28 protein-coding genes and 2 pseudogenes are annotated in these 25,299 nt (G+C 56.3%); 20 read left to right on the top strand and 10 right to left on the bottom strand.

Features of this window, described 5'->3' with window-relative positions; translation table 11 throughout:
- Positions 1–1,107 precede the first annotated feature (1,107 nt).
- The gene (locus ACQZ6D_RS19035; RefSeq protein ID WP_448730256.1) at positions 1,108–1,926 is read right to left on the bottom strand and encodes a sugar phosphate isomerase/epimerase family protein; all 819 of its coding nucleotides are present in this window, start codon (positions 1,924–1,926) and stop codon (positions 1,108–1,110) included.
- The gene (locus ACQZ6D_RS19030) at positions 1,923–2,657 is read right to left on the bottom strand and encodes a GntR family transcriptional regulator (protein WP_153793484.1); all 735 of its coding nucleotides are present in this window, start codon (positions 2,655–2,657) and stop codon (positions 1,923–1,925) included. The genes ACQZ6D_RS19035 and ACQZ6D_RS19030 overlap by 4 nt, the downstream gene beginning before the upstream one ends.
- Positions 2,658–2,905: 248 nt before the next feature.
- On the opposite strand from ACQZ6D_RS19030, the gene ACQZ6D_RS19025 reads away from it, so the two are divergent.
- The 7 genes and pseudogenes from ACQZ6D_RS19025 to ACQZ6D_RS18995 all read left to right on the top strand — a co-directional run bounded on the left by ACQZ6D_RS19025 (position 2,906) and on the right by ACQZ6D_RS18995 (position 7,881).
- The gene (locus ACQZ6D_RS19025; protein ID WP_153793485.1) at positions 2,906–3,799 is read left to right on the top strand and encodes an intradiol ring-cleavage dioxygenase; all 894 of its coding nucleotides are present in this window, start codon (positions 2,906–2,908) and stop codon (positions 3,797–3,799) included.
- 19 nt (positions 3,800–3,818) lie between these two features.
- Positions 3,819–4,601: a 2-oxo-hept-4-ene-1,7-dioate hydratase gene (hpaH, locus tag ACQZ6D_RS19020; RefSeq protein ID WP_448730257.1), complete on the top strand. Its 783-nt coding sequence runs from the start codon at positions 3,819–3,821 to the stop codon at positions 4,599–4,601.
- Between the two features lie 7 nt (positions 4,602–4,608).
- Positions 4,609–5,379 carry a 4-hydroxy-2-oxoheptanedioate aldolase gene (hpaI, locus tag ACQZ6D_RS19015; protein ID WP_448730258.1) on the top strand — a complete coding sequence of 257 codons (771 nt, stop codon included), beginning with the start codon at positions 4,609–4,611 and terminating at the stop codon, positions 5,377–5,379.
- Between the two features lie 369 nt (positions 5,380–5,748).
- Positions 5,749–5,889, top strand: a complete 141-nt coding sequence (locus tag ACQZ6D_RS19010) for a hypothetical protein (protein ID WP_003518781.1) — start codon at positions 5,749–5,751, stop codon at positions 5,887–5,889.
- Positions 5,890–6,343: 454 nt separating this feature from the next.
- Positions 6,344–7,210 (top strand): annotated as a pseudogene (locus tag ACQZ6D_RS19005) (Fic family protein); the annotation flags it as partial.
- A 58-nt stretch (positions 7,211–7,268) separates the two neighbouring features.
- The gene (locus tag ACQZ6D_RS19000) at positions 7,269–7,559 is read left to right on the top strand and encodes a zinc-binding dehydrogenase (protein ID WP_448731733.1); all 291 of its coding nucleotides are present in this window, start codon (positions 7,269–7,271) and stop codon (positions 7,557–7,559) included.
- 31 nt (positions 7,560–7,590) lie between these two features.
- Positions 7,591–7,881 carry a DUF1330 domain-containing protein gene (locus ACQZ6D_RS18995; RefSeq protein WP_448730259.1) on the top strand — a complete coding sequence of 97 codons (291 nt, stop codon included), beginning with the start codon at positions 7,591–7,593 and terminating at the stop codon, positions 7,879–7,881.
- Positions 7,882–7,989: 108 nt separating this feature from the next.
- On the opposite strand, the gene ACQZ6D_RS18990 is transcribed toward ACQZ6D_RS18995, so the two are convergent.
- The 4 genes and pseudogenes from ACQZ6D_RS18990 to ACQZ6D_RS18975 all read right to left on the bottom strand — a co-directional run.
- A complete protein-coding gene (locus ACQZ6D_RS18990) occupies positions 7,990–8,427 on the bottom strand; it encodes a lipocalin-like domain-containing protein (RefSeq protein ID WP_003518772.1) in 438 nt (145 codons plus the stop codon).
- Between the two features lie 39 nt (positions 8,428–8,466).
- Complete coding sequence (locus tag ACQZ6D_RS18985; protein WP_448730260.1) at positions 8,467–8,928, bottom strand: cyclophilin-like fold protein; 462 nt, start codon at positions 8,926–8,928, stop codon at positions 8,467–8,469.
- Between the two features lie 10 nt (positions 8,929–8,938).
- On the bottom strand, positions 8,939–9,685 hold the full coding sequence (locus ACQZ6D_RS18980; protein ID WP_448730261.1) for an SDR family oxidoreductase: 747 nt from the start codon (positions 9,683–9,685) through the stop codon (positions 8,939–8,941).
- A gap of 44 nt (positions 9,686–9,729) precedes the next feature.
- Positions 9,730–10,614, bottom strand: a pseudogene (locus ACQZ6D_RS18975) (MFS transporter); the annotation flags it as partial.
- Positions 10,615–10,708: 94 nt separating this feature from the next.
- On the opposite strand from ACQZ6D_RS18975, the gene ACQZ6D_RS18970 reads away from it, so the two are divergent.
- Complete coding sequence (locus ACQZ6D_RS18970; protein WP_153793489.1) at positions 10,709–11,611, top strand: LysR family transcriptional regulator; 903 nt, start codon at positions 10,709–10,711, stop codon at positions 11,609–11,611.
- 79 nt (positions 11,612–11,690) lie between these two features.
- Here ACQZ6D_RS18970 and ACQZ6D_RS18965 read toward each other — a convergent pair whose 3' ends face one another.
- Positions 11,691–12,644, bottom strand: coding sequence for a LysR family transcriptional regulator (locus ACQZ6D_RS18965; RefSeq protein ID WP_003518762.1), 954 nt, complete (start codon positions 12,642–12,644; stop codon positions 11,691–11,693).
- A 93-nt stretch (positions 12,645–12,737) separates the two neighbouring features.
- Between ACQZ6D_RS18965 and ACQZ6D_RS18960 the strand changes: the two genes are divergently transcribed.
- Positions 12,738–13,697 (top strand): MBL fold metallo-hydrolase, encoded by a 960-nt coding sequence (locus ACQZ6D_RS18960; protein WP_076845628.1) that lies wholly within the window; start codon positions 12,738–12,740, stop codon positions 13,695–13,697.
- A 198-nt stretch (positions 13,698–13,895) separates the two neighbouring features.
- Here the strand turns inward: ACQZ6D_RS18960 and ACQZ6D_RS18955 are convergent, their stop codons facing one another.
- Positions 13,896–14,795 carry a LysR family transcriptional regulator gene (locus ACQZ6D_RS18955; RefSeq protein WP_003518758.1) on the bottom strand — a complete coding sequence of 300 codons (900 nt, stop codon included), beginning with the start codon at positions 14,793–14,795 and terminating at the stop codon, positions 13,896–13,898.
- A gap of 140 nt (positions 14,796–14,935) precedes the next feature.
- On the opposite strand from ACQZ6D_RS18955, the gene ACQZ6D_RS18950 reads away from it, so the two are divergent.
- The 10 genes from ACQZ6D_RS18950 to budC all read left to right on the top strand — a co-directional run bounded on the left by ACQZ6D_RS18950 (position 14,936) and on the right by budC (position 22,713).
- The gene (locus ACQZ6D_RS18950; RefSeq protein ID WP_003518756.1) at positions 14,936–15,502 is read left to right on the top strand and encodes an invasion associated locus B family protein; all 567 of its coding nucleotides are present in this window, start codon (positions 14,936–14,938) and stop codon (positions 15,500–15,502) included.
- Positions 15,499–15,750 (top strand): Atu4866 domain-containing protein, encoded by a 252-nt coding sequence (locus ACQZ6D_RS18945; protein WP_003518754.1) that lies wholly within the window; start codon positions 15,499–15,501, stop codon positions 15,748–15,750. Before ACQZ6D_RS18950 ends, ACQZ6D_RS18945 begins: the two co-directional genes overlap by 4 nt.
- Positions 15,751–16,156: 406 nt before the next feature.
- Positions 16,157–17,077: a helix-turn-helix domain-containing protein gene (locus ACQZ6D_RS18940; RefSeq protein WP_112236311.1), complete on the top strand. Its 921-nt coding sequence runs from the start codon at positions 16,157–16,159 to the stop codon at positions 17,075–17,077.
- 184 nt (positions 17,078–17,261) lie between these two features.
- Positions 17,262–18,482 (top strand): adenylate/guanylate cyclase domain-containing protein, encoded by a 1,221-nt coding sequence (locus ACQZ6D_RS18935; RefSeq protein ID WP_448730262.1) that lies wholly within the window; start codon positions 17,262–17,264, stop codon positions 18,480–18,482.
- Between the two features lie 431 nt (positions 18,483–18,913).
- A complete protein-coding gene (locus ACQZ6D_RS18930) occupies positions 18,914–19,663 on the top strand; it encodes an SDR family oxidoreductase (RefSeq protein ID WP_003518748.1) in 750 nt (249 codons plus the stop codon).
- A 57-nt stretch (positions 19,664–19,720) separates the two neighbouring features.
- On the top strand, positions 19,721–20,269 hold the full coding sequence (locus ACQZ6D_RS18925; RefSeq protein ID WP_003518746.1) for a flavin reductase family protein: 549 nt from the start codon (positions 19,721–19,723) through the stop codon (positions 20,267–20,269).
- A 52-nt stretch (positions 20,270–20,321) separates the two neighbouring features.
- Positions 20,322–20,606, top strand: a complete 285-nt coding sequence (locus ACQZ6D_RS18920; protein ID WP_003518744.1) for a DUF1330 domain-containing protein — start codon at positions 20,322–20,324, stop codon at positions 20,604–20,606.
- Positions 20,607–20,706: 100 nt separating this feature from the next.
- Positions 20,707–21,009 carry a putative quinol monooxygenase gene (locus tag ACQZ6D_RS18915; protein WP_448730263.1) on the top strand — a complete coding sequence of 101 codons (303 nt, stop codon included), beginning with the start codon at positions 20,707–20,709 and terminating at the stop codon, positions 21,007–21,009.
- Between the two features lie 20 nt (positions 21,010–21,029).
- Positions 21,030–21,869 (top strand): oxidoreductase, encoded by an 840-nt coding sequence (locus ACQZ6D_RS18910; RefSeq protein ID WP_448730264.1) that lies wholly within the window; start codon positions 21,030–21,032, stop codon positions 21,867–21,869.
- A 73-nt stretch (positions 21,870–21,942) separates the two neighbouring features.
- Positions 21,943–22,713: a meso-2,3-butanediol dehydrogenase gene (gene budC, locus ACQZ6D_RS18905; RefSeq protein WP_174007342.1), complete on the top strand. Its 771-nt coding sequence runs from the start codon at positions 21,943–21,945 to the stop codon at positions 22,711–22,713.
- A gap of 55 nt (positions 22,714–22,768) precedes the next feature.
- Here budC and ACQZ6D_RS18900 read toward each other — a convergent pair whose 3' ends face one another.
- Together ACQZ6D_RS18900 and ACQZ6D_RS18895 are read right to left on the bottom strand one after the other, a co-directional pair.
- Positions 22,769–23,203 carry a DoxX family protein gene (locus tag ACQZ6D_RS18900; protein WP_003518735.1) on the bottom strand — a complete coding sequence of 145 codons (435 nt, stop codon included), beginning with the start codon at positions 23,201–23,203 and terminating at the stop codon, positions 22,769–22,771.
- Positions 23,204–23,508: 305 nt separating this feature from the next.
- The gene (locus ACQZ6D_RS18895; protein WP_174007345.1) at positions 23,509–23,967 is read right to left on the bottom strand and encodes a DUF995 domain-containing protein; all 459 of its coding nucleotides are present in this window, start codon (positions 23,965–23,967) and stop codon (positions 23,509–23,511) included.
- Between the two features lie 128 nt (positions 23,968–24,095).
- Between ACQZ6D_RS18895 and ACQZ6D_RS18890 the strand changes: the two genes are divergently transcribed.
- Positions 24,096–25,211 (top strand): helix-turn-helix transcriptional regulator, encoded by a 1,116-nt coding sequence (locus ACQZ6D_RS18890; protein WP_174007347.1) that lies wholly within the window; start codon positions 24,096–24,098, stop codon positions 25,209–25,211.
- Positions 25,212–25,299: the final 88 nt, after the last annotated feature.

Below are 25,299 nucleotides of genomic sequence, written 5' to 3'. Positions count from 1 at the left end.
GGACGTTTTCCTCGGCTAGACCCCGGTGCCCGGACTTTAACAATTTTGCCCGGGTCAAAACTGATTTAATACCCTGCCAGGCTCGTTCCCTGGGGCCATGACGGGCGACAAGGGTTTTCATGCGCCCTTAACCGCAAAGCCGGCTCGAAGCCGCAGCCAGAAGGACTGACCCGACAAGAGGCGACTTTTTGTCCGCTGATATCGGTGGACGGGCAGAATTGATCCGCACGGTACAAGCAGCGAAGGCGTTAGCGCATCATCGATGGTTTTGCGACAGTTGACGTCCCATGCCCAATCGGAAAACCTTGTCAGCTGACAAGGTTTTGGAGACGCGGCTCTGGCTACGGATCAGCTCATCTCTTGAGGAAGCCCAGACACCAGATCATCAGTTGTCGCGACCGCTAAAGTTCGCCCAACTACCAGCGTCAGCGGTTTACGACGCTCGCTATCGAAAACCTTGTCAGCTGACAAGGTTTGCAGTCCTCTATCAACTTCAACGGTCAACAGTCATACCGAGGCCGGGGCACGGGGCAGGGGGCAGGGGGCAGGGGGCAGGGGGCAGGGGGCAGTTGATCTCATGCAAAACCGTCACCGCAACCCAGACGACCTACACCAAGCGACAATATCCAATTGAGCAGGGCAGGGACGTGGGCAACCGGCATTCCTGATGCATTTACATCCGCGCCCGTAAGGTGCCGCAACAGACGGATCTGATTATGCTGTGACAGAATGTGCACTTCAGTGTGAGGATAACCTCTGCTGCTCGATCCCTCGACCCAAGGCCACCAACAGCGCGCGTAGGAACGAAAACTTTGAAATCTGACCGCCGAGGTAAAATGGACATGAATACGGGGAGGGGGCGAACAGACTGCGACCACCATATTCTTCCAGGCCACTAACCTGATTCCGTAATTCGTTTAGCCTCCCGCCCAATGGCCGCCAAGTTCGATTGCCCAAACCCTGAACCAAAACAAAGACTGGTGAACTGTCGTGGCGATCGGACGGCTAGCCATAGGGCGCCTGTGGCGCGCAACAGAAACTTTCGTGCCGCACAGGCCCACTAACGGCGCCGCTGAGCGGGGCAGGGGGAGCCCGACAAAGGCTTCTTTAAAACTGTTCGGCTACGCGCTGAAGAATTTTCCGGGACTTCATATTGAGCGTTGTCAGATGAACCAGCGGATCGATGTCGCCAACCAATGGAACCTCTACCGATATCGTGGCATGGCCAGCAACTTTGTTTAGCAATTGGCTCAATCCCAATATGCCATCACCTGGCGCCAACCGTCCTGCCCTGGCCTCGGTCATCATGTTTTCTGGACGCTTGGGTGCCGGCCCCACTACGTCACAGAGCTGCACATGCCGTACGATATCAGTTTTGATCTCGTCAATGTTTCCGCCATTTCGAAAAAAGTGAATGGCGTCGACCAAGACACCTGCATTGTCTTGGCCGGACGCCGTGACCAGCGCACCAGCCTTGCTGTAGGTGTTGATAGTGCGCCAACCCATGTTCTCAACGTCGACAGCCAGCCCATATCGTCCGGCAAGCTGGCAGAACTCCGTCAAATTGCCGATTAGCCGTTGCAAGTCGCCATCGTCGCCGCATGCGGACAGGCGCTTGGCTCCAATATCGGCGGCGGCGGCAACGATGTGTTCGACGAGGGCAGCGTTAAAATCCGGGCCGATAATGAAAAACTCGATATCAAAAACGTTGATGCCTTCGCTGTCGAGTAGAGTTCGAAACTCCATTGCATCCCTGCTGCCCTGCGGCAGCTCGTAAAAGGGTGCCCCAGGGAAAGCGGGATGCAGCCGAAGTCCTACGGAATTGAAGCCTGCAACTGCAGCATGCCTGACGAACTGCTGGGGCGGCAGTCGGATCGCAGAGAAATGGGCGATGCCGACGGGCGACTCTTTCACCGCATCGGTCATCGCACAACTCCGGTACTAGCCAAATGATCAAGCAGGTTAGCGCCGGTGCGATGGATGTGCTGACGAAGCTTGTCAATCGCGTAATCGCTGTCTCTCGCCACAGCGCCCTGAGCGATTTCACTATGCTCCTGGCTGACATTTCGATCGCCTGAAGTCTGGGTCAGGAATTTTCTGCGATATCGATCATTTAGATTGAGTAGGGTCCTGCAGAAATGCAGGAGAAGCGGCTTTCCGCAGCCCGAAATAAGGGTTAGATGGAAGTCGCGATGCGCCATCTCCCAATATTCGAGAGTTTCCGGCTTGTTCGCATCGCGGTCGGCACGGTTGAGCTTGTGAAGCGCGCGCATGACATTGCTTTCCCACTCCGCGTCACCGAGCCTAATCGACTCTTTCAACGCGAAAACCTCCAACTCCTCGCGAAGACTCGTGATCTCTTCCAGATTTGCCAGTGATACTGGCGCGACCCGGTAGCCGCGATTGTCTTCAAACTCTACCAGCCCGTCGGAAATCAAGCGCGCAAGCCCTTCGCGCAAGGGGCTGAGGCTCACATTGAATGACTGTCGCGCCTTGTCGAGATTGATCTTGCTGCCAGCCTCCAGCCCTCCGGAAATAATTGCTTCGCGCAGCCGGAATGCCAGTTGGCTTCCAATCGTATTCTTGCCGTCATCGGCAAAGTCACCATTTCCAGCTTGCTCGCTGGGTGCGTCGGGTGAGGCACTCTGTCGCTTCATAAAACCTCCCACGCGAATGTCGCGCTTGGTTGATGGGCGATATTATAAACGATTATTCTTGTCAACGAATTTGGAGTTCTCCACCATAGTATGACAGGACAATTGAGCATATCGAGAGAGAAAAGCATCGATATCAGCTATTTATCTCACAATTTTGGAATTTCACAAAATCCTGACGCTGGAGGCGTTGATGAGCGCTTGACAGATAATCGATTATTTACGTATCACTCGAGCGTTGGGAGGTAACGATGGTGATTAAATCTGAAAGGGACTTAACGCCCGCCGTGATTGCGGCCATGGGCCAGACCTCTGATCCAAGGATGCGGGACATCCTGATGGCTCTGGTGAAACATCTCCATGCTTTCGTTCGCGAAGTGAGGCTGACCGAGGTGGAATTCCGGGAAGCGACTGCGGTTCTCAACGAGATCGGCCAAATGCAAACCGATAGTCATAACGAATTTGTCCTCATGTCCGGCTCACTTGGCGTTTCGTCCCTTGTCTGCCTGCTCAATAACGGTGACAAGGGACAAACAGAGACTTCACAGTCGCTTCTTGGACCATTTTGGCGCCTGAATTCTCCAAGAGTTGAAAACGGCGGCACGATCATCCGGTCCTACACGCCCGGTACGCCGCTTTTCGTCCATGCTCGTGTAATCGATCGCGAAGGCAATCCGATATCTGGTGCCGAAGTCGACGTCTGGCACGCATCCCCTGTCGGTCTTTATGAGAACCAGGACCCAGATCAGGCGGAGATGAACTTGCGCGGCAAATTCACGACGGACGGGGAGGGACGTTTCTGGTTCCAGACAGTGAAGATGGTTGGTTATCCCATCCCCGTCGATGGCGTTGTCGGACGCATGCTCAAGGCTCAGGGCCGTCATCCTTATCGACCAGCACATTTGCACGCGCTGATCTTCAAGCGGGGCTACAAGACGCTGATTTCGCAGGTTTTCGATCCGAGCGATCCGAATATCGAATCCGACGTTCAGTTTGGCGTGACTGCGGCACTCACCGGCGATTTCATTCGCCACGACGAACCGCATCCAACCAACGGAGACATTCAGGCGCCGTGGTTCTCGCTCGACTACACTTATGTCATGGAAGCAGGCGAGGCTCTCTTGCCGCGCCCGCCAATCAAATAACGTTATTTGGAGCCGGATAATGATTACCGAGGAACAACGCCTGTCAGCAGCCAGGGCCATCCTGGAGGCCGAAACAACGCGGACTCCCATTGTCCAACCCAGCAAAACTTATCCCGAGCTCGAAATTGAGGATGCGTATCGCATTCAGGCGCTTTGGGCCGAGTTGCGTGTGTCGCGCGGCGCGCGGATTGTCGGTCACAAAATAGGTCTGACGTCTCGCGCCATGCAAATGGCATCCAAGATGACCGAGCCGGATTATGGGGTGATCTTGGATGATGCGCTCTACAATGATGGCGCGCAGATTAATGCGGATTTGTTCATCAAGCCGCGCCTGGAAGTCGAGTTGGCGTTCGTAATGGGTGAAGACCTGGAAGGAGCGGGCACCCGTATCTATAACGTCATGCGCGCGACGGAGTTCATTCTGCCTGCGCTCGAGATCATCGATTACAGAACCGAAGTTCCGCGTGCGATTACCGACACAATCGCCGACAATGCAGCCTTCGGAGCAATCGTGGTGGGTGGGCGGGTGATCCGCCCGTTTGATATCGACATACGCTGGGTCGGAGCAACTCTGTCGAAAAACGGCATTATCGAAGAGTCCGGGGTTTCAGCCGCGATCATGGGTCATCCGGCCGCCGGCGTTGCATGGCTGGTCAACAAACTTCATGCCGTCGGCGGCGGCTTGAAAAAAGGTCAGATCGTCCTTGCGGGCTCATTTACGAGACCGGTCGACATCATAAAGGGCGATGTCATTCAGGCTGATTATGGGCCAGTTGGCTCGATCGGCGTCTCTTTTACGTGAGGTTGAGATGGATCTTCCAGTCAATAAATTTAAAGCAACCCTGCAGGCCGGGCAAAGCCAGATAGGACTTTGGTGCGGGCTTCCAGGGAGCTACGCTGCCGAAATCGTGGCGCCAGCCGGGTTCGATTGGCTGTTGTTTGATACCGAACATTCCCCCAGCGACGTGCTGACCGTGCTGCCACAATTGCAGGCGATCGCCGCTTACGATGTCGCCCCGGTGGTGCGCCCAGCTGTCAACGATCCAGTGCTGATCAAGCGATTCCTGGATATTGGTGTACAATCTCTTCTAATCCCCTTTGTTCAAAATGCAGACGAAGCGAAAGCCGCGGTGGAAGCAACCCGCTATCCACCGAAAGGAATTCGAGGCGTTTCGGCCCTTACGCGTGCCACACGTTTCGGCAGGGTAAAGAATTATACCCAGCAGGCGGAGGGGGAGATTTGTGTTCTCGTTCAAGTCGAAACGCGGGAGGCTATTGCTCATATCGAGGCCATGGCATCGGTCGAAGGGGTGGACGGGATATTTATCGGCCCGGCGGATCTCGCAGCCAGTTTCGGCTATCCGGGACAACCAGGCCACCCGGAAGTGGTCGAGGCGATTGAAAATACGATCGCATTACTCAAACGGCTCGGAAAGCCGGCGGGAATACTCACGCCTGACGAGAAATTCGCGGCACGTTGCATGGAATTGGGAACGCTGTTCACTGCCGTCGGTGTCGATGTCGCATTGCTGGCGCGCGGATCAGAAGCACTGGCGGCTAGGTTCTCGAAACAGTTGTAGACATGCGAGCTTCCGGGCACGTCGTCACCGAACTTGCGCCTATGGGCGTGAACCGATTGGCATGTGAGAGCGATGCGGCCATCCGATCCAAACGCGTGCCAACTCGCATTCGAGGCCGAGACCGGTCCGACCGTATCGGTGTCAACAGTGTTTCCATCCGGCCTGATAGCCAGCATGCACCGGCGCGCGGCGGCGTGTCGCTCCTGATTGAGGAGCCCTGTATCACTTTAGCAGCCGGCACAAGGAGGCGAGGCTGCGTCAAAAAGACCATGCCTGTCGACCTTGTAATTGAGTTCTTAAAGGAGCATTTCGGGTGTGTCCTATGCAAAAGCATAGACAATTCCAAGCAACAGACTGGAAGTACTCGAAATGGCTGACCTGGAATGGGTAGACTTTTTCCCAATAGTTTTCTTGCCGTTCAAAATTATCGTACTGGGCATCGGCATGTACTACGCCATCAAGTGGCATCACGATCAGGCTAAGAAAGATAACGAGGCGAAAGGAAACTGAGCGCCGACAGGTGTCAACTTGCGTCAATCCACATTCGTTTGGAAGCAGAATGGACCTTCTTCAAACCCGCCTCGACGAAACGTAGGGGGCGATTTGCGTAGCAGGAGATCGAGCATAGACCTCGCCTCACGCACCTGGCCCAATAGATTATCCGCAAGCCCTTATCCATGCACTTATTTGACCAGCCCCGCCCGTAACACGGTTGGGGCTGAACTAATTTCTCTCGACCGGGCGTCTCGGACGGTAAAGTCGAGGCACAGTTTGAGAAACGTAGCGGGTAAGCGCGGCTTAAAGCAGTGGCACGCAAGTCGTGAAGCTTACTTGCTCAGCGTTTGCGCGATAAGATCGAGACGCCATCTTCGCACTTATTGAATCGGATAATCCGTCAGCTGCCATCATGGTGGACGAACGGATCGTTTTTGCAGCTCTTCGCTTGAGCGCCCGTTAACAAAATATGTTAGGGCAAGTGGTTAGCTGTCGATCGCTGAACTGGCGAAACACTGATTGGCCAAACTACAGGTGCGACACCGCAAGCCTGGTACCGCTGGAGCAGAAATTCCTGCAATCAGCTGGAGAGGTTATCGGTGCTGTCCGGCATTTCAACGAGGACGACAGCAACCAACTTCGCATTGAGTTGCTGAGCGACGAAGCGGTCAAGACCTCAGAGATTGAGGGGGAATTTCTGGACCGCGTGAGTGTCCAGTCGTCACTCCGCCGACAGTTCGGGCTAAACACTGATGATAGACAGATCCGCCCCCAAGAGCGGGGGATCGCCGAGATGATGGCAGATGTCTATCGAAGTTGGCATGGGCCGCTGCGTCATGAGGGACTGTTCCACTGGCATTCAATGCTGATGGCGGGAAACCAATATATTGAAACGGTTGGGGCTTACCGCACGCATGAAGACGCCATGCAGATCGTGTCAGGTCCATTGGACAAGCCCACCATCCACTTCGAGGCTCCCCCGTCGCGCCGGGTTGCCGCTGAGATGGAGACCTTCATCACATGGTTCAATCAATCAGGGCCAGATGGCCAATGCTCGCTTCAAGCTTTGACGCGTGCCGCAGTAGGCCATCTTTACTTTGAAACCATACATCCGTTTGAGGATGGCAACGGCCGAATTGGACGCGCGCTCGCGGAGAAATCCCTAGCGCAAAACATAGGGCAGCCAAGCCTCATTTCACTCGCCTTCACAATCGAGAAACACCGGAAGGCCTATTACTCAGAGCTTGAGCGGCATCAGCGCACGCTCGATATCACCGACTGGGTCATTTTCTTTTCAGAAACTATCCTGGATGCTCAACGGGCGACGCTTGAGCGCAAAGCACGGTAGACGGTTCTGAGAGCTACCGCTGCGGCATTGATGGCAGGAATGCGCAATCATTGCCCAGTCCGTTCGCTCCATTCGCGAAGGTGGCCAAGTCTCCATCGTGGGCGCGCTCGGCTTCGAAGGTAAAGCGATCGACGTCATGAAGTTGTTCTTCAGCCAGGCGACCTACAAGGTTATCAGTGTCGGCAATCGCAGCGACCTCGAGGAGATGAACCGTGCCGTTGCCGCCCATCAGATCAGTCCGGTGATCGACAACGTCTTTGCGTTCGAGGAAGCCCACTCGGCCTACGAGCGCCTCGCCAGCCAAAATGTCTTCGGCAAGGTCGTCATTCGCAACTGATCGTGGCGCGAACTCTCAAGGAGATTTTAGTATGACCGCCTATGCAATTTTCATTCGGGAACGCAGTCGGAACGCCGCTGAACTGCAGACCTATTCGGAACTGGTGACACCACTGCTCGGTGAATCGGGAGCGACCGTGCTCGCCGGCTACGGTGCTCTCGATCCACTCGAAGGCGCTGCTCCCGAAGGTGTCGTCATGGCCAGCTTCCCGAGCATGGAGGTAGCTCGCGCCTTTTACGACAACCCCGAATACCAGGCGGCCGTGAAGCACAGGTACCTGGGCGCAGACTATCGCTCCTTCATCATCGACGAGATCAGCTAGGCCTGCAAGGTTACGGGACCTCAATATGAATTGCCCGCCCCATCAGGGCGGGCAATTCAGTCGATTAGACACGGTGGTTCTTGAGGAAGGTCTGCAGGGCTCGAGCTTTCAGAAGCGATCGTAGCTGACGCGCCAACCTTCCGCAGCATCGACCGGCGAAATAACCAGCTTGTCGCCTGTGACCTCGAACTTGCGCTCAAGTCTCTGACCGATCAGGTCGCGGACAAGAGAGGACTGCACGGTGATTGCGAATATGTTCTTGGCATCGTCGATCTCAACTGGGCCGTAATAGGCCTCGTATGCTTTCGTGGTGTACGGCGTGTCCGCGGCATTCGCATCGGGATTCATCGCCTGCACCGACAAGGTGCCCCCTTGGGTGAACACGAGCTGGCCTGAATATGGAATGGCCTGAAGATTGCCAGCAGCGCCGACCTCCAGTGCGGTCATGCGCCAGGCGCCGATGACCGGAGACTTTGCATCGCTGGCAAACGCCGGGGAGGTGAACGCCAGCGTCAGTGCTGCAGCCGAGATCTTGAAACGATTCATCGAAATGTCCTTTGTTGGTGGCAGGAGGTAGAGGATCTGTCAAATCCGTTCGATACGAACGGGATACTCGCCGCGTACCAGCAGCGCGTCAAAACTGTTGTCAAAACGGCCGAGACGGATCAGCCCCTCCCAGCGATAGTCCGCATAGAAAAGAGCGAGGTTGCCCCAGGGCTTGAAGTAGCAGAGATCGCCGGGCCTCTCGTTGGTGAAGCGGCCGCTCGCTTCCTCGGTAAGTTTGCGAGGCAGGCGAACGATCTTCTCGTTGCCTCCGAAGTCCTCGATCCTCAGATCGAGCGGAAGCATCAACGCAAGGTCGCGCGCCGAGGGGTTGTCGTAAAGCGTCGCTGTCAGCACCAAGTCATTGAACGTCAACCTGATGCGTACGTCGCTTGGCTCCCGTTTGTTTGGGTCACGTCCTTGCTGTGCAATGGCGCCACGTGGAATTGCCGCGGCAGCCAGCGCGGTGCCCAGAACTTGTCGCCGACTGATCGGACGAAACATGGCAGTTCCGTCAGACCGGCTGCGCGGTGGGCCGGAAGAGGATTTCGTTGATATCGACGTCATCAGGCTCGCTGATGGCGAACGCGACGCTCCGGGCGAATGTACCTGGTCCGATGGCGATCTTGTTGACGAAATCTCTGGTGCCCGTCTGGATATCCTTTTCACTGATATGATCGAGGAGTTCAGTACTGACCGCGCCGGGCGATATGATCGTTGTCCGGATGTTGTAGGGTTTCACCTCCTTCCGCAGCCCCTCGGACAAGGCGCGGACGGCGTGCTTTGTGGCGCAATAGACGGTCGCACTTGGATCGACGACATGTCCGTATACCGAGGACACGTTGATGATGTGTCCGGACTTCTGGGCCTTCATGTGAGGAAGGGCCGCGGCAATGCCGTAGAGCACGCCCTTAATGTTGACGTCGACCATGCGGTCCCATTCGTCGATCTTGAGACGCTCCAGCGGAGCGAGGGGCATGAGGCCGGCGTTGTTCAGCATGACGTCGATGCGACCGAACCGTTCGACAGCGGTATCGACGAGGTTCTTGACTTGATCCCGGTCGGTCACGTCAGTCTCTACAGCGAGTACCTTGCCGCCGTTCTCCATCAACTCCACAGCCAAAGACGCGATACGGTCGATGCGGCGCGCGCCGATGACCACGGTCGCGCCGCGCTCGGCGAGATGGCGTGCCGTGGCCTCGCCAAGACCGCTGCTGGCCCCGGTGATGGCGACGACCTTGTCTTCGATTCCATGTGACATAATGGTCTCCAGTCTTTGAGTGTGAGAAGTCAATTGCGAGGACGGGCGATGACGGCAAGGATAACGGGCATGCCAACAAGAGCGGCACCGAGATGTCGACGCAGCACAAAGCCGTTCGCGAACAAACCAGCCAGTCCGCCCGCACCGAGACCCAGCAGCAAGATGGATAATGTGTTGATATCGAGCCGGGTCACATGTTCCAGAAACGGTCGCAGGTAGATCGATAGCGAATTCATGCCGATGAACGTCGCCGCCGTCGCAGCCATGCCGATCGCAAAGGTGCGATTGCGCAATAATCCGAACATCGCGCCGACGGATACAGTTTTGGCAGATGGCACGTTCGGAAGGACGGCCATTTGCCATACCAGCACCGCGAGGCCGATAGGGACAGTGACGAGGAAGGTGTTGCGCCACCCAATGAGGCTGCCGAGAAAACTGCCCAACGGGGCGGCAGCCACGATCGCCATTGCCGTGCCGCCCTGAAGAAGCGCAATTGCCCGCGGAAGATCGGGCCCTGATGCGAGACGCGCGAGAATGGCGGTCGATAGCGACCAAAAACCGCCGATCGCGATACCAACCATGGCTCGCCCGATCAGGAAGATGAGGTAGCCTGGGGCGAGGGCAACAGTGAGGCTGGAGAGCGTCAGGATGGACGTGTAGAAAAGTACGACCGTTTTCCGGTCCAGTTGGCCGAGAAGCCTGTTTCCGAACAAGCTGGTCACGACCGCAAAGAAGCCCGAGACGGCGATCGCCAATCCTGCCTGACCCTCTGTTATTGACAGGTCCCGCGCAATCGGCGTCAAAAGGCTGACCGGCATGAACTCCAGGCCGACCAATAGGAACGTCAGAAGGGACAGGCAAGTAACGGCGCTCCAGGGCGTTGTCTGCTGCTTGTCATCAAGGCTGTCATCTACGGTCAGTTCGGTCATCTCGTGCTCGCTCTCGTTGCGAGTTTAGGTAACGGTATTGAAGTCGTGCCACTAGGCGGTATAAACCTCATGTCGTGGTGAAAGAGATTCAACAATGCGCCGAGATGAATTTACCGAGATGCGGGCATTCCTTGAGGTGGCGAAAGAACGCAGCTTTACGCGCGCGGCGGTGAAGCTTGGGGTGACGCGCTCCGCGCTCAGTCACACAATCCGGACGCTGGAGGCGCGGCTTGGTGTACGTCTCCTCGCACGCACGACCCGGGATGTTGCACCGACGGCAATCGGCCAACGTTTGATGCAGAGTGTCGAGCATCATTTCGAAGGGATCAGTGCCGAGATCGACGCGCTGAAGGCGCTTGGCGACAAGCCCTCCGGCCATGTCCGGATTGTTTGCCCCGATGATGCCATCGAACTGGTGTTCCGGGATAGGCTGAAGCCGTTCCTGCACGAATACCCTGACATTCAGGTTGAACTGATCGTCGACAATGGCTTCACCAACATCATCGAACGGCAGTTCGACGCGGGCGTGCGGCTGGGCGAGGCAATCGCGCGAGACATGATCGCTGTTCGTATCGGTCCTGATGTCAACTATTCCGTCGTCGGGTCGCCTGAATACTTCGAGCGATATCCGGCGCCGGAAAGCCCACAAGATCTTACCGAGCACAATTGCGTCAACCTGCGTCTTCCCACTTCAGGTGGGCTTTACGCCTGGGAATTTCGGGAAAATGGTCGCGAATTCAGTGTTCGCGTCGATGGTCAACTGGTTTACAGCAACATTAGCTCGGCAATCGATGCTGCCCTCGACGGGATGGGCCTTGCTTACGCGCCGACAGATCTCGTTAAAGGGTATATTGACAAGGGCCAACTGCGGGAGGCAATCAAAGCGTGGCGCCCGACGTTTCAGGGCTATCACCTGTATTACCCCAACAGACGCAATCACTCTCCCGCATTTTCAGCATTCGTTGATGCGTTCAGGTTCCGCTTTGGAGGGGCCTAGCGAAATTCTGAATTAGTAGGCCAGCGGTTCAATTCCCATCAAGGCGAGGACTTCAGACACATGCTGATCGCCACGCCCGTCACGCCCCAATATCCGCGACGTTGCTCCCATTTGTTCTTAGCATCGCTTCACGGATCTGCTGCCGCAACCACGCGCAACCGAGATCGCTGTCCATCTGAAGCGGCCACACCATGGATACGGGTGGAAAAGACAGCGCGAGCGGCACAGGGCTTACATCAAGTCCCAGCAGCGGTCCGTAACGAAGTGCAATGCGTGACGATACGGTTGCAATCACGGCAGATGAACGCGCCGTCGCCAATATCGACATGAAATCCGGAGCCGCCGCCACTACGTCCAGTTCTGCCCCCGCATGCTCCAGAGCATCCTTGACGCAGCCATGCAGACTGTCAGTCTGCGAAATCACGGCGTGCTGTGCCGCCATATAGGCATCAAGGCTTACGGGGCTGGAGAGCTTCACCAGTTGCGGATTGAAACAGCACAATACGCTGGACTGATAAAGCGGCTCGCAATGGTGTCGTGAATCCGGGAGATAGCTGCATCCCACAGACAGGTCGACGACGCCTGAATCCAGCATCGCCTCGATCTCCAGTGCATCGCCGCCGCGAGCCAGAATACGAATGCCCGGTGCGATATCGCGCAACCGAGCGGTCAGGTCAGGCAGCAACAATAGTTCCACCTCGCTGGACAGCCCCAGCCTGAATGTACGTCGCTCGGTGGCCGGATCGAATGCTTCTGCCATCAACACGGCGGCCTGTGCCTGTCGCAGAGCCTGCCGCACCGGGCCGGATAAATTCAGCGCCCGTGCCGTCGGCTTCATCACCTGCCCGACACGGATGAACAGCTCATCCTGAAACAGCGTGCGCAAGGTCGAGATGTTGTGGCTCATGGCAGGCTGCTGAATCTTCAAGCGCTGCGCTGCCCGGGTCACGCTCATCTCCTCCATCATCGCATCGAAGGCGACGAGAAGATTGAGGTCGAAGGAACGAAGATTGAAATGATCGATGACCTGCATGAACTATATCGATTTGATTGCTGACGCGAGCATCCTTAGCTGATGGGCAGGAACTTGCAAGCCGTTCCGCACCACAACGTAAGGAGCAAACCCATGCCATCTCGTCGTTCCATTCTCAAAAGCGCTCTGACTGGCTTAGTCGCAGCGCCCTTTGTCGCGCCATCAATCGTCTTCGCCAAGGCGCCTTTTGCCGCTGTTCAGGCACCGGGTTTCTACCGGCTGAAGATCGGCTCCGTAGAGGTCACAGCCCTGTCGGACGGCACAGTTGCCCTGCCGCTCGCCAAGCTCTACACCAACACTAGCGAAGAACACGCGCAGGGCGCTCTGAATGATGCTTTTCTGCCGGAAATCGTACCAACTTCCGTCAACGCATTCCTGGTCAACACCGGCGAAAGACTGGTGCTGATCGACGCAGGCACCGGTACCTATTTGGGCCCATCGCTCGGCAAGCTCGTGTCCAACATCGAGGCTTCCGGATACAAGGTAGGTGACATTGACGATGTCATCCTCACCCATATTCATACCGATCATTCCGGTGGGTTGATGAGCGAAGGCAAACGCACTTTCCCTAACGCCACATTACGGGTCAATGAGCGGGAGGCGAAATTCTGGCTGAGCCCGGAAAACGCCAAAGCGGCGACCGGCATCGTCAAGCAACATTTTGGCGAGGCAGACCAGTGCGTGACGCCTTACGTGCGAGCTGGAAAATTTGAAACCTTCGGAGATAACCAAGCACCCGTCCCGGGTCTGGGCTCGATTCTTTATGCGGGACATACGCCCGGTCACAGCGCCATCACGCTGGAAAGCGAAGGCCAGAAGATCGTCTTCTGGGGCGACATCACACATGGCGATATCCTGCAGTTCGATGAGCCCGGCATCGCCATAGAATTCGATATCGATCAGAAAGCCGCCGTTGCTGCCCGCGACCTTGCATTCAAACAGGCGGTGGACGGTAAATATCTGGTGGCGGGCGCCCATATTGCGTTTCCCGGGGTCGGCCACGTGCGTACAGATAGCACCAATTATGACTGGCTCCCGGTCAACTATTCCTAGGATTAGGATTGACCGTCCGGTTAAGCGATGGCCTGACGAGGCTCGAAATAGCCTCGTCTTCCGCAGCGCCAAAGGTTGTTCTCTACAAGTCCGACCGGCCCGTATCCACCGTACGTGGTTCAGGTCGAGCGGACGGGAAAGCAGAACCATCTATGGGTGCGAGACACGGCGCACCCAGCCAGTTTTCGCCGCGGAAAGCTAGGGCTGTGTCGATCTATGTGCGCGGACATGCTCTATGAGCGCACGCAGCTTGGGCGCCATATTGCGGCGATTGGGAAAATAAAGGAAGAACCCGGGAAAGGGGGGCAAATAGGCGTTCAACGCCGTGATCAACTCGCCGCGATCGATGTATCGGCGGAACGTCTCCTCCAATGCGAACGTAATACCGCCGCCTGCGAGCGCGGTACGAACCATCAGATGCAGATCGTTGGTGGTGATTTGCGGCTCGACCCCAACGTCGAAAGGTATGCCATCTTCCTCGAACTCCCATCGATACGGCGCAGCACTTGGAGACGGACGCCAGCCGATACAGCGATGATGTACGAGGTCCCGGGGGTGGCGGGGCGTTCCATGAACATCGAAATATCCCGGAGTCGCGACTACCACTTCTCTCTCTTCTTTTGTGAGTGGCACTGCAACCATATCCTGCTCTATCACATCACCTAACCGAACCCCCGCATCGTAGCCGGCTGCTACGATGTCGAAGACGTCGTCGGTCACCGTGACATCGATCGTGACGCCGGGATGTGCTTGCGCGAAGGACGCGATCAGCGGCCCTGACAGAAATTGTTCCGCAATCGACGTAACCGCGATCCGCAGCAAGCCGCTAGGCCTTGCGTCGCCCGCGACATCCTCGAATGCCGATTTCACATCGGCCATTGGCTGAGACAGCTTTTCACGGAAGCGATTGCCCGCCTCTGTCAGCCGCACACTGCGCGTCGTGCGGCTGACAAGCGCGATGCCGCAAATATCCTCGAGCCGTCTGATCGCCTGGCTAACCGCCGAGCGTGTCACGCCAAGGCGATCTGCGGCCGCCCTGAAATTCCCCTCCTCGGCGACGGCCAGAAACATCGGCACCAAGTTTAGATCGATTGTCATTGTCGCATCCTGCTAACCAAAACAGTTAGCGACGAGGGTATACAAGCGACAATCGAATTTGTCTACCTTTTGGCCATAGCCGACCGGTCAAACCGGCAGCTGACAAACAAGCACAACCGATCATCGAAGGAGAGATTCCAATGACAAACAACAAGATCACACTCGCAGCAGCTCTGGCACTTGGGATCTGCGCCGGACCCGTCGCTGCACAGGACAGCTCCTGCCCTCGGGAAGGCGCCGACGCTCCGCTTGCGCTTCATGTCGATTGGATCATGAAGGGTTGGGAACGCCATGAAGGCGACGGCAAATTCGTATTCGCAGAGAAGCTGAACCGGTATTACAACCTGGAAGACACTAAAGGGGTTTTCTACGACAATTTCGCCCCAGGCAGCACACAGCTCTTTGACAACTCGGCGCGCTATGGCGCCAACTGGGAGGAGTTGCAGAACGCTGCCCGATCTGTTCGCCACGGCCTCACCGGCGGTCATGATGCGATCGTCGGCGACACGGTCGCTTCGACGACGCTTGGTTTCGTCGGCCGCATCGATCGTCTCGACGGCAAGGTGATCGCTTTTGATGGGCGCTCGCAGCTAGGGTGGGAATGCACCGCTGGCAAATGGAAAATCCGCCATGAACTGAACTACGCTTGGGTCGTTGAGCCCGAAACCATTCAGTCTTTCCTGGGCAAGACGGAGGCGGCACAATGACGACCGCAACGCCTTTGCACCCTTATGTCGGCATGTGGGAGACCGCAGACCGCCGCATCCGCCACCAGTTGCTCCCGAATGGCCGCTACGACGAGGCGCGTGGCCGACGCGAAAGTGCATATCAAGGACGATACGAGGTGTCCGGGGATCACATCGAGTACTGGGACGATACCGGTTTTACGGCCGACGGCGACTTTGTCGATGATGTCCTGTACCATGCCGGCATGGTTCTCTATCGCAGGACGTAAACGAGACGCGATCACGACGGCACATGTCCATTGCCGGCGTGATGCGTTTTTCGCTCCGTTAGATCATCGCCGCGATCGTAGTCCGCGATGTTTGCTCAAGCGAAACATGTTCGTCGATGAAGCAGTCACGTTCGTCGTTAACGGGGGTTTTTTTGCCTCAAAGTGTCGGATGAGACAATCTTTATATTCCTGTCTGCCGAAACCAAATGCTGCATTGTATCATTGGAGGGGATGGTTGTGTGCGACATGTGAGCCGACAAAAGTCCCGTTGAAGTCTTTGGCAACCTTAAACAGCTAGCCCCGTTTTTAGGGAGGGACCGCATTGGAAACCGTAGAACAATCCCATCAAACCGATATGCGCTCTGCCCCGGCCGTGACTGGAAAACCCACTTATCGAGGGGCACTCATGCCCGAAATGGGAAAGGTTATTGCTAGGCCCGAGCGGACGTCCCCGCTCGGGCTTGAGCAGTATATAGCCGGTCGCACGCTCGTCAGTGGCGATAGTCCCGCGTGGAGCGACATATTCGTGAAGGTCTATTCTCGTCTCAACAAGCAGGAGCCCTTTCTTGTTCCCGCTGTTGCCGAACCCCTGATCGTCTGGGTGATTTCAGGAGAAGCGGTGGTTGAGGAACGTGATCTTGACGGGGACTGGGTCGCCAATACGGTTACGGTAGGTGATTTTTTCCTGACCCGCTCTCCCACACCCTATGAGATGCGCTGGCGCGCGATCGGTGATGCACCTTTCCAGGTAATGCATCTTTATCTTTCCGTACCGCTGTTCGAGCGTGTTGCCTACGATGTGCTGGGTTGCGTGGCTCCACCGGTACTACGCGACGTTTCCGGCGGCAAGGACAAGCAACTGTCTCACCTCCTCGCGCTGGTTCATCAGGAACTGACGGCAGAAGGAATGGGAAGCCAGCTGTTCATCCAGGGCCTTACGCAGAGCCTCGCTGTTCATCTGATCCGGAACTATGCATCTGGTGAAGTTGCCGAGGACAGGCAGAACGCGCTTCCCGGGTTCAAGCTTCGACGTGCGGTCGCGCATCTGGAAGAGCATCTGGCCGAACCGTTCCATCTGGCCCAACTCGCCGAGACAGTGGGCATGAGCGAATTTCATTTCAGCCGCCTGTTCAAGAAAGCCACCGGCCTTTCACCGTCGCGCTACTTCATTCGCCAGCGCGTGGAAAAGGCCCGGCTGCTTCTGCAGGAGACGGATACCAGCATTATCGAAATCGGCATGTCCGTCGGCTATTCCAGCCCTAGCCATTTCGCTCAGGTGTTCCGTCGAGAAACCGGCCTGCCGCCAAGTCACTACCGGCGAGGATAAAGTTCGGCCAGCCCGAGCAAAATCGCGATAGCGTTCGCGGTTCGAATGATCGGATCCGGAAAAGCAAAATACGGGATGAACGACGGCTTTGGTCGATTGGGGCGGCCGAAAGCCAAAGCCCCTTGTTTTCGTTAACTTTAGTGCGCACAGTGAGGCACAACGGCTCGCGAAAGTTTCCAGAGGCATGACTGACGAAGACATAGAGAGGATTTCCGCCTGGGTAGCTCACCAAGGGCTTCGAGGAGCAAGCGAGTCCGTGTTGCTTGGTGGCTTTTGTGCAGCATGTCGCGACGCCGGTTTACCACTTGACCGCAGTCTTGCTCTTATTGACACGCTTCACCCGGTCCACGAGGGGCGCGCCTTTCGATGGGATAGTCAGCAAGTGGTGGAAACAGAATTCGAGTACGGTCCCAGTAGTTCCGGAGACGCGTTGGAAAATTGGAAACGCTCAGCTTTCTATTATCTGTGGGCAGGAGAGGATTCTGAAATCCGACGTCGTATCGGACTAGGCGATCCGGCCGACTTCGCAACGCTGGATGATATGCGTCGTTCTGGTCACACTGACTTCGTTGCCTTTATCCATAGGTTTGAAAAACAGGGAACCATCGGCGAGATGGACTGCTTTTTCTCGCACTTCGCCACACGTGATTCCGCCGGCTTTTCTGATCTCGATCTTCAGAACCTTCGCAAGCTTCTGCCGGTTCTGGCTTTGGCAATCAAAAGCACTGCGCTTGCGCGGATTGCGAGGACGATTGCCGAGGTCTATCTCGGGCACGACGCGGCACGGAAAGTCTTTGAAGGTAAAATCAACCGTGGTTCGGCAGAACGCATAGCCGCAGCCCTGTGGTTCTCGGACCTAGCAAATTATACAAGAATTTCTGCTACAGTAGCGCCTGAAGAGATCATTCCTCTCCTGAATGATTACAGCGACGCGGTGATCTCGGCCGTCCATGAGGCTGGCGGGACGGTGCTGAAATTAATCGGTGATGGCGTCCTGGCAATTTTCAGAGGGGATCGACAAATCGATGCCTGTGACGCCGCGTTGAAAGCCGAAAAGCTTCTTCGCCTGCGGCTTGAAACCCTTAATAGCAGGAGAACATCGGAAGGCCGCCCCACTACGGAAGTCTGTCTCGGACTACACATCGGTGATGTTTTTTACGGGAATATCGGAAGCGAGGATCGACTCGATTTCACCGTGATAGGTCCCGCCGTAAACGAGGTAAGCCGCATCGTCTCGATGTGTCGGTCATTGGATGTAAACCTGCTTACTTCTTCCAACTTTGCAGACTGTATACAGGGGCGTGATCGTCAGCGTCTCTCATGCGTAGGCCGGTTCGCACTCAAGGGCGTAGAAGGCGCGCAAATGCTTTACACGCTTGATAATCCCCATCACGCCGTCGGCTGAAAGAGAGTTTCCGCTCCATTGAGCGCCGTTGGCACGCTGGCATCAGCATTATCAGCTCCGGACGCGTGGCCTCACCTGTAGTGTGTCTCGTCTCCCTAAACATGCCTAAATTTCGGGAAACGGATGATGGGGCTCCCTCCAGATATTTTGATCGGCTCAGCAAACGCAATAGCGCGCGTGGCTGCGGCCACATTCTTGTTTACGTCGAAATCGACGAAGACTTTCAGTTGGTCCAGCTAGCCCGTTGCGAAAATGGCCTGCCGCCCCAGTCACTATCGCCGAGGCTGGTTTTTAACATCTTACGTTTCGAGCAAGATCGCGACAGGTCGAGCAAGAGCCCGTGAGAAGGGCGCCGACGATCGGCTTAAATTTCTCCTTGTCAAAACGAAACGCCCACCGCGGTGGTGGGCTTCAGACAAGGAGTGAAGACAATGACCAACCTCAACGGAAAGATCGCACTGGTCACCGGCGCATCGAGTGGAATTGGCGCTGCGACCGCTGCAAAGCTTGCTGAAGCCGGTGCCAAGGTCGGTATCGCTGCTCGGCGCACCGACAAGCTCGAAGATCTCAAGAAACAGATCGAAGCCAAGGGTGGCGAAGCCCTTGTCATCGAGATGGACGTGGTTGACACGACCTCGATCGATGCGGGCGTGAAGAAGCTGATCGATGCCTATGGTTCGATCGACATCCTCGTCAACAATGCCGGTCTTATGCCGCTTTCCGATATCGATCAGTTCAAGGTTGACGAGTGGCAACGGATGGTGGACGTGAACGTCAAGGGCCTGCTCAACACTACGGCCGCCGTTTTGCCACAGATGATCAAGCAGCATTCGGGCCATGTCTTCAACATGTCCTCAATCGCTGGTCGCAAGGTCTTCAAGGGTCTGTCGGTCTACTGCGCCACGAAACATGCGGTAACGGCTTTCTCGGATGGCCTGCGTATGGAAGTCGGCCAGAAACACGGCATCCGCGTGACCTGCATCCAGCCGGGCGCCGTTGCCACCGAGCTCTACGACCACATCACCGATCCGGGCTACCGCAAGCAGATGGACGAGCTGGCGAGCCAGATGACCTTCCTCCAGGGCGAGGATATCGGCGACACCATCGTCTTCGCCGCCCAAGCCCCGGCTCATGTGGACGTCGCCGAGCTGTTCGTTCTGCCAGTAGAACAGGGTTGGTAACAGACCGGCCCTGAAGGGTCCCTGCCTAGATGCAGGGACCTCTCAAGGGAGACTGTCATGAAGGAATTACCCGCATCTCAAGCATATCGCGTTCTGGAACCTGGCCCGATCGTCATGGTCTCAACGAGCGATAACGGCAAGCCCAATGTGATGACAATGGGCTTCCATATGATGATCCAGCATGACCCGCCGCTGATCGGTTGTGTGATCGGGCCCTGGGATCACAGCTATCAGGCTATCCGAAAAACCGGAGAATGTGTCATCGCTGTGCCCGGTCTCGATCTTGCTGAAACCCTTGTCGACGTCGGCAACTGTTCAGGCGATCGGGTGGATAAATTCCAGAGGTATGGTCTCAAAACGCGACCTGCCAAGGACGTATCAGCCCCGCTCCTCTCAGACTGCCTGGCCAACATAGAATGCCGGGTCGTCGATACCAGGCTCTCGGATCCTTACAACCTCTTCATCCTCGAGGCGACGAGGATATGGATCAACGAGACCCGAAAAGAGCGTCGAATGATGCATCACCGCGGCGACGGCACGTTCACCGTCGACGGCGGCACACTCGATCTTCGAGATCGGATGGTCAAATGGCGCCATCTCCCGTGAGAGGCGCCGGGCCCAAAATACACCAGCAACCCATTACGAAAGGAAGAAAACCATGACTGCTTATCTCGTCGTCGATCTCGACATCCACGACATGAAGTCTATCGAAGATTACAGGTCTAAGGCATTGCCGCTCGTCGCCAAAGCCGGCGGCAAGCTCATCGCAATCGACGAAACACCACTGGAGCTGGAGGGCTGGACCGCCACCAACATGCTTATCATCGAATTTCCGGACAAGGATGCGATCCGCCAGCTCTTCGCATCCCCCGAATACGCGCCCTTGGCTGCACAGCGGCAGGCTGCCGCCGCATCGCGCATCATCGCGATCAACGGCGTCTGAAAAGAGCAGGATCACGACAGCTCCCGCAAAGACGCGGCAAATCTTTTCCAGGCATGCCGTCACTGTGCGGGTGCTGCCCTAACCGAGAAGGAGACCTGAAATGGCTGACCTCACCAATGTGGCCTACTTCACTGCTAAGCCGGGCCGCTCAGGAGATCTAGGTGACGAACTGCTTCAGCTCGTCGCTCCGTCCCGAAACGAGGAAGGCTGCCTCCGTTACGAGATCCACCAGTCCAATGACGTTCCCGACGTGTGGATGGTGCTCGAAGACTGGCGGCACGCCTCCGACTTCAAACTGCATATGAGCACACCTTACGTCGAGGCCTTCATGGCGAAGGTCCCGGACCTGTGCGTCGAAGACGTGGAAATCTGCGGCTACCAGCAACGGTCCCGGCTGGCCTGAAACAGAAAGGAGTATATGAAATGAGCACGCAAAACCCTAAAGTCTGGCTCGTAACCGGATGCTCTACAGGCTTCGGTCGCTACATCGCAGAACACCTGCTGGAAGCCGGTGAAAAGGTCGTGGTGACGGCTCGCAAGACTTACAAAATCGCGGATCTTGAGCAGAAGGGCGATGCCCTGATCCTCCCGCTCGACGTCATCGATCGGGATCAGTGCCAAAAGGTTGTTGACGCTGCAGAAGCGCACTTCGGACGCATCGACGTTCTGATCAATAACGCCGGGATCGGTTTCTTCGGTGCTATTGAAGAAACCGCCGAAGCCGACGCCCGCCGCCTGTTTGATGTCAATTTCTTTGGTGTCGCCAATACGATCCATTCTGTGCTTCCGCATATGCGAGCCCGCCGCGGTGGTACGATCGTCAATCTGACATCAATCGGCGGCCTGGTCGGCTACACAGGCGTGGGCTACTACTGCGCCACCAAATTTGCCGTGGAAGGCCTGTCGGATACGCTCCGAAAAGAAGTCGCCCCACTCGGGATCAACGTCTTGACCGTCGAGCCAAGCGCGTTCCGGACGGAGTGGGCAGGATCGTCGAACGAGGTCTCCGCGTCCATTGAAGATTATGAGGCGACAGCGGGCGAGGCACGTCGTGCTTACCACGCATCGGTCGGAAAGCAGGCCGGTGACCCCGCGCGCGCAGCAAAGGCGATCCGGGAAGCCGTGCTGGCTGACCAGCCTCCGCACCATCTTCCGCTCGGCAATGATGCCGTGGACGCAGCACTGAAGAAGGCTGACGATCTCAAGGCAAACGTCCTCGCCTGGGAAGCTTTGTCTCGTTCCGCCGACTTCCCGACAAACTGAACCAATCCAGACAGACCCAAACACGAAACCAACACTGCCACGGCCTTCGCCACGGAGAATGGAGGAGTGTGTCATGTCGAAGCGATTTGATGGAAAGGTAGCAATCGTGACGGGCGGTGGTTCCGGTATCGGCGCCGCCATTGCCAACCGGCTTCTTGAAGAAGGAGCGTCCGTGATGATCTCCGGCAGGACGGAGAAGCGGTTGTCGGAACGTGCCTCCAAGATGCCGGCCGGCCGCAGTGGCACCTTTGTCGCGAATGTTTCTTCACGGCCGGACTGCGACGCCCTTGTTGCCGCGACCGTGGAGCGCTTCGGCAGGATCGACACTGTCGTCAATGCCGCCGGCATGAATCTCGTCGGCACCATCGAAGAGACGAGCGATCAGGATTGGGACGAGTGCATTGCCTCTGACCTCTCCGGTGTCTTCTACATGAGCCGTGCAGCGGTCCCGCATCTGAAGGAGACCAAGGGTTCGATCGTCAACATCGGCTCCGTCTCATCCCTTGGTGGCGGCTGGAGCCATGCGGCCTATAATGCTGCAAAGGGTGGGGTTGCGAACCTAACCCGCTCAGCCGCCTGTGACCTCGGCAAGTTCGGTGTCAGAGCCAATACAGTGGCGCCCGGACTTACTGTTACGGGGATGGTGGATGCCATCATGGATGACGACGCGCTTCTCGATAAGGCGTGGGACCGGATCCCGTTGCGACGGGCAGGCCAACCTGAAGAGATTGCCTCGGCGGTTGCTTTTCTTGCCAGTGATGAAGCGGCCTGGATCACCGGAATTGTCCCGCCGGTCGATGGGGGCCAGACCTGCACCGATGGCGGCCCGGAATGGGGCAAGTAAAAACACGAGAAGCCCGGACCATCGTCTGGGCTTTTCTTTTGATCGGGTGCTTCGCTTAGCGGCGGGCGTCGAGGCTGAAACGGCCCGCGCCGAACGCCACGACCTGGAGCAGGCCGCCGGCCATTGCGATGTTCTTGAAGAAGTGGATGAACTGGTTCAGGTCGCTGAGGTTGTTGTGGAACGTCAGTGCCGTGGCAACGCTAAACAGGGCAAGGATCAGAGCGACGATGCGAGTCTGGAAACCGAGGATCAGGGCAATGCTGCCCAGGAGCTCAGTCACGACCGCTGCACCGTAGGACAGCGACGGGAAGGGCAGGCCGACCATATTGATATAGCCGATCGTCCCAGCTGGATCAGAGATCTTACTGATACCGGACAGAAGGAAGATTGCCGCCAGCAGGACACGGCCGGTGAGAGGCGTGACGCCGTTGATGAGGGCCGAATGGGAGAGAGTTTCAACGCGCTGGGCGATTGCTTCGGAATAAGACATGGACGTTCTCCTTAAGTTTGGGGCGTAGCCACGGTGGCTGCGTCGTGAGGAGAAATTGCCATCATCCAAGCGAACGAAAAAGCTGGATAATATCGCACTCTATCGTCGAAAAAATCGAACGCTTCCCCGTGTCGCCAACTTATGCCAGAGGAGGTGCACGGCGACCTTTCATAGCCAGTTATCGCGATTTCGGCACGATCCGTGAAGTATCTTACGAGGAACGACGCTCGTAGGTCACGAACGCCTTCTTTACTTCGACGCTCCGGCCTTCACGAGTGCTGATGCACCATAACGCTGCTATAGCTTTATTGTGATGCCACAAGCTTTCGAAATTTGTCAGTTACCTTATCACCCTTTGACAACTTGTTTTTCTCTCCGGTGTAGAAGCCGTTTCGCTTGTCTTTTTCCCCGTTCCAGAACGTCCAGTGTTTATCGCCCTGCTTATACCACGCCCAGCAATCCCGCGCCTTTTTGGAGCCTCCGTCCTTGACGCCCTTCACTGTGAAATCAGCGCAGACCTGATTGTCGCTGACCGACCATTTCCCTTCCCCGACAAAGTTTCCGTTCTTGCCTACAAGAAAGTAAGCCCCGTCCGGTGAAAAGTAAGCATTGCTGCGTGACCAGTTAGATGAAAACCCCGAGTACAGATCCGTGACCTCTTGCGGCGTCAGCTTAACCGCGTCCTTCGGCAGCTTGTCTGCAAAGGACGCACCAAACGAGCTGCATAGAATAGTAATTGTCACAGCGATTTTTCGAATTATCATTTAATTTCCTCCTGTCAGAAATGAGGGAATTGTAGCGATAGCGAAGCAATTCCGAACAGTCCCAATTGGGAGGGGGTTGAGTGGCAAAGACAATCGTTCGTTTTCCTTTTTGATAAACTGGAGACAAGATGTTGCCAAAGGACAGAACTCGGAATGCATCAGAGCAAGTGTCATCAGCTATATTTGTTGCAGCAACAGGCCGCGGTTCTTGGCGGGATGTCTGCTCATCGTTTACAGAGGCCTTCCCGGGATCCTACGCGGCTTTACTCAACCAGGATTTTACCACGCCTGAAGTTAGTTTTGCCGTGGCGGACGGTCTCGACCAAAGGCATCTCGAATCGTTCCTTACGCACTACTCTTACGTCAATCCATGGCGGCGGTTCTGGCAATATGCCAAGAACGGAGCGATCCTCGTCGCAGAAAGAGATGACCCAGCTCGCCGTTATCATGATAGTGAGTTCTATAACGACTGGATGAGGGCAGTCGGGGATTTCGACGCCGCCGTTGGCCTGCGCCTCCAGGCGAGCGACGATCAAGTTATTTACCTGCCAGTCCATTTTTCCGAGAGGCTGTCGGGCGAATATTCGTCAACGCTTGAGTTGGTGATGGAGAGTGCTCGGAGCTCGCTAATCAACGCGATGCAAATTGCTGACTACTTGAAAGAAATAACCAGCAAGACCGCGGCGAGGTCGGCGTTGGTGAGCCGGGAAAGGTCAATTGCTTTCATTATCGATGATCGTATGAGGCTAATTGAAGCCAATCACCTAGCTGTTGCCGCCTTCTCCCATGACTTTCCAGTCGGTTGTCGGCACCATAACGTTTACTTCGCTAGTTCGCCGTTCACGACCGCTTTTGTATACTCCCTCAGAAGCCGACAGGCACAGTTCACTGCCAAGAAGCTGTTGCAAGCTAAAGAGTCGCAATGGATTGTGATGGTAAATCAAATTCCTGCGACGTTTGAAACAGGGCTGATGCCAAGCCGTGATCAATTCCTAGTCCAAATTCACCAATTGACGCCGCATAACGAACACCCAGATGAGGAAATCCTGATCAAGGCCTATGGCCTGACGCTTTCTGAACTGCGTCTATGCAGATCGTTGTCGGCAGGCCTTATGCTGGCAGAGGCGGCCGCGGCTAATCGCATCTCGTATGAAACCAGCCGCCAAAAATTAAAGTCCATCTTTCAAAAAACCGGGCTCTCAAGTCAGGCAGATCTGAAGTCTCTGTTGCGCGTGCTCGTTTAAGCGAGATGACGAACCGCTTCTGTCCTGGACCCGATCTCGGCAGCGCCTCTCGTTCAGAGATAGATGCGTTTTCCGCACACGGTTTAGA

The sequence above is a fragment of the Agrobacterium sp. 22-3639C2 genome, from assembly GCF_053522105.1.
This window is presented reverse-complemented; position numbering and strand designations above follow the sequence as displayed.

Excerpts from the sequence above, each read along its gene's own strand:
- ACQZ6D_RS19035 (WP_448730256.1), bottom strand. The coding sequence starts at position 1,926 with ATGACCGATGCGGTGAAAGAGTCGCCCGTCGGCATCGCCCATTTCTCT.
- ACQZ6D_RS19030 (WP_153793484.1), bottom strand. The coding sequence starts at position 2,657 with ATGAAGCGACAGAGTGCCTCACCCGACGCACCCAGCGAGCAAGCTGGA.
- ACQZ6D_RS19025 (WP_153793485.1), top strand. The coding sequence starts at position 2,906 with ATGGTGATTAAATCTGAAAGGGACTTAACGCCCGCCGTGATTGCGGCC.
- hpaH (WP_448730257.1), top strand. The coding sequence starts at position 3,819 with ATGATTACCGAGGAACAACGCCTGTCAGCAGCCAGGGCCATCCTGGAG.
- hpaI (WP_448730258.1), top strand. The coding sequence starts at position 4,609 with ATGGATCTTCCAGTCAATAAATTTAAAGCAACCCTGCAGGCCGGGCAA.
- ACQZ6D_RS19010 (WP_003518781.1), top strand. The coding sequence starts at position 5,749 with ATGGCTGACCTGGAATGGGTAGACTTTTTCCCAATAGTTTTCTTGCCG.
- ACQZ6D_RS18995 (WP_448730259.1), top strand. The coding sequence starts at position 7,591 with ATGACCGCCTATGCAATTTTCATTCGGGAACGCAGTCGGAACGCCGCT.
- ACQZ6D_RS18990 (WP_003518772.1), bottom strand. The coding sequence starts at position 8,427 with ATGAATCGTTTCAAGATCTCGGCTGCAGCACTGACGCTGGCGTTCACC.
- ACQZ6D_RS18985 (WP_448730260.1), bottom strand. The coding sequence starts at position 8,928 with ATGTTTCGTCCGATCAGTCGGCGACAAGTTCTGGGCACCGCGCTGGCT.
- ACQZ6D_RS18980 (WP_448730261.1), bottom strand. The coding sequence starts at position 9,685 with ATGTCACATGGAATCGAAGACAAGGTCGTCGCCATCACCGGGGCCAGC.
- ACQZ6D_RS18970 (WP_153793489.1), top strand. The coding sequence starts at position 10,709 with ATGCGCCGAGATGAATTTACCGAGATGCGGGCATTCCTTGAGGTGGCG.
- ACQZ6D_RS18965 (WP_003518762.1), bottom strand. The coding sequence starts at position 12,644 with ATGCAGGTCATCGATCATTTCAATCTTCGTTCCTTCGACCTCAATCTT.
- ACQZ6D_RS18960 (WP_076845628.1), top strand. The coding sequence starts at position 12,738 with ATGCCATCTCGTCGTTCCATTCTCAAAAGCGCTCTGACTGGCTTAGTC.
- ACQZ6D_RS18955 (WP_003518758.1), bottom strand. The coding sequence starts at position 14,795 with ATGACAATCGATCTAAACTTGGTGCCGATGTTTCTGGCCGTCGCCGAG.
- ACQZ6D_RS18950 (WP_003518756.1), top strand. The coding sequence starts at position 14,936 with ATGACAAACAACAAGATCACACTCGCAGCAGCTCTGGCACTTGGGATC.
- ACQZ6D_RS18945 (WP_003518754.1), top strand. The coding sequence starts at position 15,499 with ATGACGACCGCAACGCCTTTGCACCCTTATGTCGGCATGTGGGAGACC.
- ACQZ6D_RS18940 (WP_112236311.1), top strand. The coding sequence starts at position 16,157 with ATGCCCGAAATGGGAAAGGTTATTGCTAGGCCCGAGCGGACGTCCCCG.
- ACQZ6D_RS18935 (WP_448730262.1), top strand. The coding sequence starts at position 17,262 with ATGACTGACGAAGACATAGAGAGGATTTCCGCCTGGGTAGCTCACCAA.
- ACQZ6D_RS18930 (WP_003518748.1), top strand. The coding sequence starts at position 18,914 with ATGACCAACCTCAACGGAAAGATCGCACTGGTCACCGGCGCATCGAGT.
- ACQZ6D_RS18925 (WP_003518746.1), top strand. The coding sequence starts at position 19,721 with ATGAAGGAATTACCCGCATCTCAAGCATATCGCGTTCTGGAACCTGGC.
- ACQZ6D_RS18920 (WP_003518744.1), top strand. The coding sequence starts at position 20,322 with ATGACTGCTTATCTCGTCGTCGATCTCGACATCCACGACATGAAGTCT.
- ACQZ6D_RS18915 (WP_448730263.1), top strand. The coding sequence starts at position 20,707 with ATGGCTGACCTCACCAATGTGGCCTACTTCACTGCTAAGCCGGGCCGC.
- ACQZ6D_RS18910 (WP_448730264.1), top strand. The coding sequence starts at position 21,030 with ATGAGCACGCAAAACCCTAAAGTCTGGCTCGTAACCGGATGCTCTACA.
- budC (WP_174007342.1), top strand. The coding sequence starts at position 21,943 with ATGTCGAAGCGATTTGATGGAAAGGTAGCAATCGTGACGGGCGGTGGT.
- ACQZ6D_RS18900 (WP_003518735.1), bottom strand. The coding sequence starts at position 23,203 with ATGTCTTATTCCGAAGCAATCGCCCAGCGCGTTGAAACTCTCTCCCAT.
- ACQZ6D_RS18895 (WP_174007345.1), bottom strand. The coding sequence starts at position 23,967 with ATGATAATTCGAAAAATCGCTGTGACAATTACTATTCTATGCAGCTCG.
- ACQZ6D_RS18890 (WP_174007347.1), top strand. The coding sequence starts at position 24,096 with ATGTTGCCAAAGGACAGAACTCGGAATGCATCAGAGCAAGTGTCATCA.